We start from the raw sequence: 9591 nt of genomic DNA on the forward strand, positions 1-9591 counted from the left end.
CCGGCGAGAACCTCGGCGAGTCTAAACTTGCCGAGGCACTCTCTTTACCGAAGGAGGATCTCTCATGGCTACCATGACGCTTCTAGGCATCGACATCAGCAAGAACACTTTCCACCTGCATGGACAGGACGCCAGGGGCCATCAGGTGCTGCGTAAAAAACTCAACCGCAACCAATTGCTCCCTTATCTGGCGCAGATTCCGACCTGCAAAATTGCCATGGAGTCCTGCGGCGGATCTCAGTGGCTTGCCCGGAAAATCAAGGAGCAAGGCCATCAAGTGCAGTTGATCGCACCGCAACATGTGAAGGCCTATGTTACCGGCAACAAAAACGACTTCATTGATGCCGAGGCCATTTGTGAAGCGGCCTCGCGCTCTAGAACCCGTTCGGTCCAAGTCAAAACCGTAGAACAGCAGGTGCTGTGCACTGAGCACCGACTGCGCACGTCCTTAGTAAGTCGACGCACCGCCGTCATCAATCAAGTGCATGGATTTCTCCTGGAGTTCGGCGTGATCTTTCCCGCCGGATACGCCGCCCTTGATCGGGTCTCGGGCCTGATGCAAAGCCGTGAACTTCCCATCCGTTTGATAAACGCCATTGAGCGCATGCTTGAAGATATTCGGCAGCTGACTGGCGAGATCAAAAAACTTGATGTCGAGATCAAGCAAAACCTCGTCCAAAGCGACGCCGGCCAACGCTTGCAAAGCATCCCCGGCATCGGCCCCCTCATCGCTAGCGCTCTGGTGGCCGATGTCGGCGACGCTTCGGTTTTCAAATCGTCCCGCGACTTCGCAGCATCGTTGGGGTTGGTACCGCGACAGTATTCAACAGGTGGCGAAACTGTCCTCCTCGGCATCAGCAAGCGAGGTGATAAATACCTAAGGAGCCTGCTTGTACAGGGCGCTCACGCCGTTTTGTGCCGAGTCGATCACCGAACCGACGCCCTCGGTATGTGGGCCAAAAACTTACTCGCCCGCAAGCCTCTGAACAAAGTGGCCTGTGCCCTGGCGAACAAAATGGCCAGAATCATCTGGGTGTTATTAACCAAGGGCGGCACCTATAACTCACAGCTTTTGGCTTGATCCATACACTTCACCACCGGCTTTTGCGACGTCAGTAGCTGATGACGATAAACGGCAGACATCCTGGCTGAAAACCTCGGAACGAAAGTAGCTTTTGAGGCTGAGCCCCTTATAAAGGACAGGCAGGAGCGACTACTCATCAAGGGCCGAGCGCTATCCGTGCTCACACTGAGCCCGGATACATTAGCGCAAGCTCGATTTACCGCTCATCAGTGCTGGGTGGCAGAAGATGGGCTGACCATACATTTCGTTCGGTGCCTCGCTGTGGCTCGGCATGCCCTCGCTCCGGTCCTGCTCCGTGGGCCCGCCGCCATCGGCCATCCATGGCCGGGGGCGGCTACCGCGGCATCCCTGCCGCGGTGCCCACTGCGCAGAACCTCCACTCGGCCTCTCGATGGGGCGTGCACCTCAAGATCAAGAGCTGCAGGCGAGCTAACGCTCGGCCTGATGAGTGGTGGAGGTGAATGCGGGAACGCTTTCTGTAGGAGCGAGCCTGCTCGCGATGGCGGCCTGACAGCCGACCAACTTTTGGCGGATGTAAAAATCCCCTGTAGGAGCTGCCGCAGGCTGCGATCTGTTGATCTTGATCTTTAAAAATCAACGTCAAAAGATCGTCCGAACGCGGCCCGAGCCTGCGGCAGCTCCTACAGGTTGGGTACCACCAGACGGCTCAGTTCGCCACCCGCGCGCCCGCCAGGCTGCCGCTCAGTTCATAAGCCGCCAGTTCCGCCTGATGCGCCGCCAGAATCTCCGGCAACGATCCGCGCAGGTACTCGACCCAGGTCTTGATCTTCGCATCCAGGTACTGCCGTGACGGGTAGATCGCGTACAGGTTCAGTTCCTGCGAGCGATATTTGGGCATCACTCGCACCAGCGTGCCGTTGCGCAAGCCTTCAATCGCCGCGTACACCGGCAGCACACCAACGCCCATGCCGCTGGTGATCGCGGTTTTCATCGCGTCGGCGGAGTTCACCAGGAATGGCGAGCTGTTGATGGTGACCATTTCCTGCCCATCAGGGCCGTCGAACGCCCATTTTTCCAGGGGGATGACCGGGCTGACCAGACGCAGGCAGGCGTGGTTGAGCAGGTCGCTGGGTTTCTGTGCGCAGCCGTTGGCTTTGACGTAGGCCGGCGAGGCGCAAACGATGCTGTAGGTGATGCCCAGACGCTGGGAGACGAAGCCCGAGTCCGGCAGCTCGCTGGCGAGCACGATGGACACGTCGTAGCCCTCGTCCAGCAGGTCCGGCACGCGGTTGGCCAGGGTCAGGTCGAAGGTCACGTCCGGATGGGTTTTGCGATAACGAGCGATGGCGTCGATGACGAAGTGCTGGCCGATGCCGGTCATGGTGTGGACTTTCAGTTGTCCGGCCGGGCGCGCATGGGCGTCACTGGCCTCGGCTTCGGCTTCTTCAACGTAGGCCAGGATTTGTTCGCAGCGCAGCAGGTAGCGCTTGCCGGCTTCGGTCAGGGCGATGCGTCGGGTCGTTCGGTTGAGCAGACGGGTTTGCAGGTGGGCTTCCAGGTTGGAGACCGCGCGCGAGACGTTGGCCGTGGTGGTGTCCAGTTGCACGGCGGCGGCGGTGAAACTGCCGGCCTCGGCCACGTAACTGAAGGCGCGCATGTTTTGCAATGTGTCCATGGGGTGCTCTCGGGTTCGATGGCAAATTGTGACACGAAGTTTCAGGGACTGAGACCCCGACCAAGGGATTATCGCGCTAACGGTAACAAAGATTCACAAGAATCCCAGCTTATCGCCATCAATGCTCATCCATAGAATTGCGATCACCCCTGTAGGAGCTGCCGAAGGCTGCGATCTTTTGATTTTGGTTTTTAAGAGCAAGATCAAAAGATCGCAGCCTGCGGCAGCTCCTACAGGGGCCATCTCCCCACCTCAGGAATTTTCAGCAGTGCCGCGTCGCATCAACAGAGCGCTTCAGCCGCTCAGTATCTTGGCTTTAACCCTGGCAATCAGCGGCTGCATCGGAACCGGAGGTATTGGCCCACAAGGCAAGGCGCTGGAGGCCAATTCACTGACCACCGATGAAGCGATTCAAAGCGCTGCTCAAGATGCCCACTGGCCCGCTAGCCAATGGTGGCAGGCCTATGGCGACCCACAACTGAATCGCTGGATCGACCTCGCCGTGCAAGGCAGCCCGACCATGGCCATGGCGGCGGCCCGGGTGCGTCAGGCCAAATCCATGGCGGGCGTTGCCGAGGCAGCCGAGTCGTTGCAGATCAACGGCGAGTCCACCCTCAAGCGCCACAACTGGCCCACCGATCAGTTCTACGGCCCCGGTGATCTGGCCAACAGCACCACCTGGGACAACAACGCGGCGCTGGGTTTCAGCTACGCCCTCGACCTCTGGGGCCGTGAAAGTAATGCCACCGAGCGCGCCGTGGACATGGCCCACATGACCGTCGCCGAAGCGCGCCAGGCCCAGCTCGAATTGCAGAACAACATCGTGCGCGTCTACATCGAACTGTCGCTGCATTACGCGAATCGGGACATCGTCGAGGCGACCCTGCAGCAGCAGCAGCAAATCCTCGAACTGGCACAGAAGCGCCTGAACGGCGGCATCGGCACCCATTTCGAAGTCAGTCAGGCCGAAACGCCGCTGCCGGAAACCCATCGCCAGATCGACGCACTGGACGAAGAAATCGCCCTGAGCCGCAATCAACTGGCCGCACTCGCAGGCAAAGGCCCGGGCGAGGGCGGGCAGTTGCAGCGGCCAACGCTGTCACTGGGTGCGCCGCTGAAACTGCCGTCTTCGCTGCCGGCGCAATTGCTCGGCCAACGCCCGGACGTGGTCGCCAGTCGCTGGCAAGTGGCGGCGCAAGCGCGTGGTATCGATGTGGCCCACGCCGGTTTCTACCCCAACGTCGATCTGGTCGGCAGCCTCGGCTACATGGCCACCGGCGGCGGGGCGCTGGAGTTCTTGACCGGCAAGAAGCTCAACTACAGCGTCGGCCCGGCGATTTCCCTGCCGATCTTCGATGGTGGGCGGTTGCGTTCGGAGCTGGGTGAAGCCTCGGCCGGTTACAACATGGCAGTGGCCAAGTACAACCAGACCCTGGTCAACGCGCTGAAAAACATCTCCGACCAGTTGATCCGCCGCGAGTCCATGGACAAGCAGCAAACCTTCGCCGCCGAGTCGGTGGCGACTGCGCAGAAGACTTACGACATCGCAATGATCGCCTATCAACGCGGGCTTACCGATTACCTCAATGTGCTCAACGCGCAGACCTTGTTGTTCAAGCAGCAGCAAGTGCAGCAGCAAGTGCAGGCGGCGCGATTGAGTGCGCATGCCGAGTTGGTGACGGCGTTGGGTGGCGGTCTGGGGGCGGGCAATGATGTGCCGAAAGACAGCCAGACCCAGGCACCGAAAACCCCGAGCCTTTTGAAATGACCATTCAGGCAAGGTTTCACTTGTGGCGAGGGAGCTTGCTCCCGCTTGAGTGCGCAGCACTCACAAAATCTTCATGGGCGACCAGAGTTCCGGGGGCCGCTTCGCAGCCCAGCGCGAGCAAGCTCGCTCGCCACAGGGTTGCGGTTGTTTCCAGATTTTCCTCACTGAGCAGGATTTAATGACTCCCTTGCCCGCACCTTTGCGCTGGCTGTACTCCCTTGAATGGCGCCGGGGTTTCTTCGACTGGGCACGCAGCGACGGCGTGACCTGGGTGTACATTTTCAAGGTGTTGATCGCGGCGTTCCTGACGCTTTGGCTGGCCATGCGCCTGGAATTGCCGCAACCGCGCACGGCGATGATCACCGTGTTCATCGTCATGCAGCCACAAAGCGGGCAGGTGTTCGCCAAGAGTTTTTATCGCTTCCTCGGCACCTTGACCGGGTCGGCGGTGATGGTGGCGCTGATTGCCTTGTTCGCGCAGAACACCGAACTGTTCCTCGGCTCGCTGGCGATCTGGGTGGGCATCTGCTCGGCCGGCGCGGCGCGTTGCCGCAATTTTCGCGCTTACGGTTTTGTGCTTGCCGGTTACACCGCAGCGATGGTCGGCTTGCCGGCGCTGGCGCATCCGGAAGGCGCGTTCATGGCCGCGGTCTGGCGGGTGCTGGAAATCTCCCTGGGGATTCTCTGCTCGACCCTGGTCAGCGCCGCGATCCTCCCGCAAACCGCCAGCGCCGCCATGCGCAACGCCTTGTACCAGCGCTTCGGCGTGTTCGCGTTGTTCGTCACCGACGGCTTGCGCGGCCGCAGTCGGCGCGAGGCGTTCGAGGCCAGCAACGTGCGCTTCATTGCCGAGGCGGTGGGCCTGGAAGGGCTGCGCAGCGTGACCGTGTTCGAAGACCCGCACATGCGCCGGCGTAATGGTCGTCTCAGCCGCTTGAACAGTGAGTTCATGGGCATCACTACACGCTTCAACGCCTTGCATCAGTTGCTGGAGCGCCTGCGCGACAGCGGCACTGACCCTGCAGTGGCAGCGATCAAACCGGGGTTGCAAGACCTCGCCGAATTGCTCGACGGCTTCAGCGGTCGTGCGCTGACCAGCGCCGATGCGGCGCGTCTGGTCACGGCGTTGACGGCTTACAAGGAAGGCTTGCCGGCGCGGGTGCGCAGCCTGCGGGCGATCTTCCAGGAGACCGACCCGAGCGACGCCGAGCAACTGGATTTCCACACCGCGTACGAACTGCTCTATCGCTTCGTCGACGACCTGCACAGTTATGCACAGACCCACGCGTCCCTCGCCGATCACAGCCATGAACGGGAGCGCTGGGACGAACCGTTCACCCCGCAAACCAACTGGCTGGCGTCGGCGGCTTCGGGGATTCGTGCGGCATTCATTCTGGTGGTTTTGGGTAGCTATTGGGTGGCCACGGCGTGGCCGAGCGGGGCGACCATGACCCTGATCGCCGCTGCCACGGTTGGCCTGTCCGCCGCGACACCCAACCCGAAACGCATGGCGTTCCAGATGGCCTGCGGCACCTTCCTCGGGGCGCTAATCGGCTTCGTCGAGATGTTTTTCATCTTCCCGTGGATCGATGGTTTTCCGTTGCTGTGCGTGATGCTCGCGCCGGTGATCGTGCTCGGCTCGTTCCTGACCTCGCGACCGCAATACGCCGGGGTCGGTCTGGGGCTGCTGATCTTCTTCAGTACCGGTTCGGTGCCGGACAACCTCACGGTCTACAACCCGTACACCTTCATCAACGACTACATCGCCATGGTGCTGGGCATGCTGGTGTGCGCGGCGGCGGGGGCGATCATTTTGCCCCCCAACAGTCGCTGGTTGTGGCGTCGGCTGGAGCAGGATCTGCGTGGTCAGGTGGTGTACGCCATCAGCGGCAAACTCAAGGGCCTGGCGTCGAGTTTCGAAAGTCGAACCCGTGACCTTGTGCATCAGGCCTACGGCTTCGCAGCGGGACAGCCGCAAGTGCAGCGGGATCTGTTGCGCTGGATGTTCGTGGTGCTGGAAGTCGGTCACGCGATCATCGAGTTACGCAAGGAACAGGCGATCCTGCCGGTGCATCCGGCGTATGCCGAATCCCAGCCGTGGCGCCAGTCGATTCGCGTGATGGGCCGTGCACTGGTGCGGCTGTTCCTGCAACCGGGGCAAAGCAATCTGGAGCGCGCACTGATCGCCGTCGACCATGCGATCAGCCGCGTGCAAGCCACTGACGAACCCTTCGCCCCGCACTTCGACACCTCGGCGCTGCGCCGGGTGAAGAGCTACCTGCACTTCATCCGCACTTCGCTGCTGGACCCGCAATCGCCGCTCGCCGCCTACACCATTGCCAAGCCCCAAGGACTTGAAGATGCCTCGTGAAATCGCCTTCCACGGCGTGTACATGCCGACCATGACCCTGATGTTTTTCATTGCGGCGGCGTTGGCCTGGGCGCTGGATCGCTTCCTGTCAGGGTTCGACCTGTACCGCTTCTTCTGGCACCCGGCGCTGCTGCGCCTGAGTCTGTTTACCTGTCTGTTCGGCGCATTGGCGCTGACTGTTTACCGTTGAGAACGACCTGATGAAAAAGCTGTTCAGCCTGCTCGCGACCCTGTTGGTTTTGGCCCTGGCGATATGGATCGGTCGCACACTCTGGGTGCACTACATGGAGACCCCGTGGACCCGCGATGGCCGGGTGCGCGCCGACATCATCAACGTCGCCGCCGACGTCACCGGCGAAGTGGTGGACGTGCCGGTGCGTGACAACCAATTGGTGAAAAAGGGCGACCTGCTGATGCGCATCGACCCCGAGCACTACCGCCTCGCGGTCAAGCAGGCGCAGTCGCTGGTGGCCTCGCGCAAGGCGACGTGGGAGATGCGCAAGGTCAACGCCCATCGCCGCGCCGACATGGACAACCTGGTGATCTCCCGGGAAAACCGCGACGACGCGAGCAACCTCGCCGACTCGGCCCTCGCCGATTACCAGCATGCGCAAGCGCAACTGGAGGCCGCCGAACTCAACCTCAAACGCACCGAAGTCCGTGCAGCGGTGGACGGTTACGTCACCAACCTCAACGTGCATCGCGGCGACTACGCCCGCATCGGCGAAGCGAAAATGGCCGTAGTCGACATGAACTCGTTCTGGGTCTACGGCTTCTTCGAAGAAACCAAACTGCCCCACGTGCGCGTCGGTGATAAGGCCGACATGCAACTGATGAGCGGCGAAGTGCTCAAGGGGCACGTGGAAAGTATTTCTCGCGGCATCTACGACCGCGATAACCCGGAAAGCCGTGAACTGATCGCGGATGTGAACCCGACGTTCAACTGGGTGCGTCTGGCGCAGCGGGTGCCGGTGCGGATACACATTGATGAAGTGCCGGAAGGGGTGCTGTTGGCGGCGGGGATTACTTGTACGGTGGTGGTCAATCAGAGCCGTATGGAATAATTTCTACGTTTGTTGTTTAAGATAGTGTGCTTCTACGGCTGGGTTAAAAAATGTAGTCGTAGAAGCGGAAAATACACCTGTGCTCAATAAATGGTTTGTGTACTTAACTGCTGGTTTGTTGGTGTTGCGGTTTGTTTAAGATGCTAAGAGACTTTTCGATTTTTTCTGAGGTGGTGAATTCACGATTTTCTAATATGTTCATTATTGTTTTATTGTTTAGGATGTCTTCTTTTTTTTGTGTTTTTTGCGCGTGTCTTGCGATAACAATAAAGCTGAATATATCGCTTTTTGATTTGAGTTTTGATTTTTTTGCGACTTCATTCACTGTTTTTTTGATGTACTCGTAGCGTTCTTCGTAAGTGGCATCCTTGAAGGTCTCAGGGTAGTCTAAATGGATGCCCGCTGAGAGAAAGGCAATGTTTTCTTTTAATGCTTCGTCTTTTAGTGTTTGCTTTGATGTGACGGATTTACTTAATTTTTCGAGATGTTTTTTTCCTTCAATAATCTGATCATTTGTCATGTTTTTGAAGGCTCTTTCAATGGGCTCGTCAGCCTGTTGGCCAATGATTTTAGACCAGGCGTAACTTAGGGGGAGTTCGCCTTGTTTGAAGTGATAGATTTTCAACAATTGTTGTGCTTCGGGATACCCATGCATCGCTGAGCGCTTGAGCCAGTAAAGGGCAAACCCCTTGTCTGGGTTTAGACCGTTCACTCCATATTTGTAGTTTTCATACATTCTGTATTCTGCACACCAATCATTTTTTGATGCGGCATATCTAGTGTAATTGAGAGCTTCGGTATTTCGTTTGATTTCATCCGGCTCATCATCATGTTGAGCGATTATTGCAAGATAGCAGAATGCTCTGTCGTAATTGGGTGCTGCCATGGTAAAGCAGCTTTTTGCCTCTGGGTAATTGTCTTGTGAGAATAATTCGTATCCTATTCCGAATAAAATGTCGCTGTCTAAATTGGGGTTGCAATAGTTGTTAGGTTTAGGTGTTGGACGTAGTTTTTTCAGGTCAAGTTCTAATGTGGGTTTGCTTGGGTTGGTATCGTCGGCGAGGGTAATGTTTAAGGTGAGGGTGGAGAGTAAAAATATTATTGAGAGTGAGTGTGGGTGGCGGACTTTCAAAGTGGTATCTCAGTAGGTTATGTCCAAATAATTCTAGGTTGATGCGTTATATCTGGTATAAGGCATTTAACCAAGGTGGTGGATTTTAGTTGGGGAGTAGGGTTTGGCAACGCTATAACTGCGAATAGGATAATTCGCTACGTCGTTGTCGAATTTTCTTACAGTGTTTGAAGGGTTTTGTTACTGTATTTTTCAAAGCTGGATTTTAGCGGCGGGGATTCTGTTTTTTCTTGCGTAGATATTCTATTTGTTGCAGATGTATCCGCATTTGGTACATAACCGGAAGACCGGGTGGCCTTCTTAACGAGCAGCCCGCTCTCACATTTCCAACTGTGGGAGATTCTATGTTGCAGGGGAACCCTGCAGCCTTAAATTCGGCTGGTATTCGCTCTGGTTTTTCATGAGAGCAAATGCCACCCGGCACAGCTTGCGCGCGAGGATGACCAGGGCTTGGGTTTTTGCCAGGCCTCTGGCCAGATAGGACTCATAAAAAGGTTTCCAGATTGGAGATCGACAAGCCGCCATTGCCGCGTTGT

General features: G+C 57.8%; 7 protein-coding genes and 1 pseudogene. 5 read left to right on the forward strand and 3 right to left on the reverse strand.

Annotated elements, in window-relative coordinates; all coding sequences use genetic code 11:
* Nucleotides 1-64 precede the first annotated feature (64 nt).
* Nucleotides 65-1081, forward strand: a complete 1017-nt coding sequence (locus KGB21_RS17260; protein ID WP_223505940.1) for an IS110 family transposase — start codon at nucleotides 65-67, stop codon at nucleotides 1079-1081.
* Between the two features lie 670 nt (nucleotides 1082-1751).
* On the opposite strand, the gene KGB21_RS17265 is transcribed toward KGB21_RS17260, so the two are convergent.
* Nucleotides 1752-2720: a LysR family transcriptional regulator gene (locus KGB21_RS17265; protein ID WP_034148946.1), complete on the reverse strand. Its 969-nt coding sequence runs from the start codon at nucleotides 2718-2720 to the stop codon at nucleotides 1752-1754.
* Between the two features lie 268 nt (nucleotides 2721-2988).
* Here KGB21_RS17265 and KGB21_RS17270 point away from each other — a divergent pair, with 268 nt between their 5' ends.
* The 4 genes from KGB21_RS17270 (at nucleotide 2989) to KGB21_RS17285 (ending at nucleotide 7923) form a co-directional block, all read left to right on the forward strand.
* Entirely contained in the window at nucleotides 2989-4488 is a 1500-nt protein-coding gene (locus KGB21_RS17270) for an efflux transporter outer membrane subunit (protein WP_223505942.1), read from the forward strand.
* Between the two features lie 178 nt (nucleotides 4489-4666).
* A complete protein-coding gene (locus KGB21_RS17275) occupies nucleotides 4667-6859 on the forward strand; it encodes an FUSC family protein (protein ID WP_034149228.1) in 2193 nt (730 codons plus the stop codon).
* Nucleotides 6849-7049 carry a DUF1656 domain-containing protein gene (locus KGB21_RS17280; RefSeq protein WP_007896379.1) on the forward strand — a complete coding sequence of 67 codons (201 nt, stop codon included), beginning with the start codon at nucleotides 6849-6851 and terminating at the stop codon, nucleotides 7047-7049. Before KGB21_RS17275 ends, KGB21_RS17280 begins: the two co-directional genes overlap by 11 nt.
* 10 nt (nucleotides 7050-7059) lie before the next feature.
* Nucleotides 7060-7923 (forward strand): HlyD family secretion protein, encoded by an 864-nt coding sequence (locus KGB21_RS17285; RefSeq protein ID WP_034148948.1) that lies wholly within the window; start codon nucleotides 7060-7062, stop codon nucleotides 7921-7923.
* A 103-nt stretch (nucleotides 7924-8026) separates the two neighbouring features.
* Here KGB21_RS17285 and KGB21_RS17290 read toward each other — a convergent pair whose 3' ends face one another.
* Complete coding sequence (locus KGB21_RS17290) at nucleotides 8027-9055, reverse strand: hypothetical protein (protein ID WP_223505944.1); 1029 nt, start codon at nucleotides 9053-9055, stop codon at nucleotides 8027-8029.
* Nucleotides 9056-9397: 342 nt separating this feature from the next.
* Nucleotides 9398-9591, reverse strand: a pseudogene (locus tag KGB21_RS17295) (IS110 family transposase); the annotation flags it as partial.

Origin of the sequence: Pseudomonas sp. GL-RE-29 (genome assembly GCF_019947275.1) — a bacterium.
GTDB classification, from domain to species: domain Bacteria; phylum Pseudomonadota; class Gammaproteobacteria; order Pseudomonadales; family Pseudomonadaceae; genus Aquipseudomonas; species Aquipseudomonas fluorescens_A.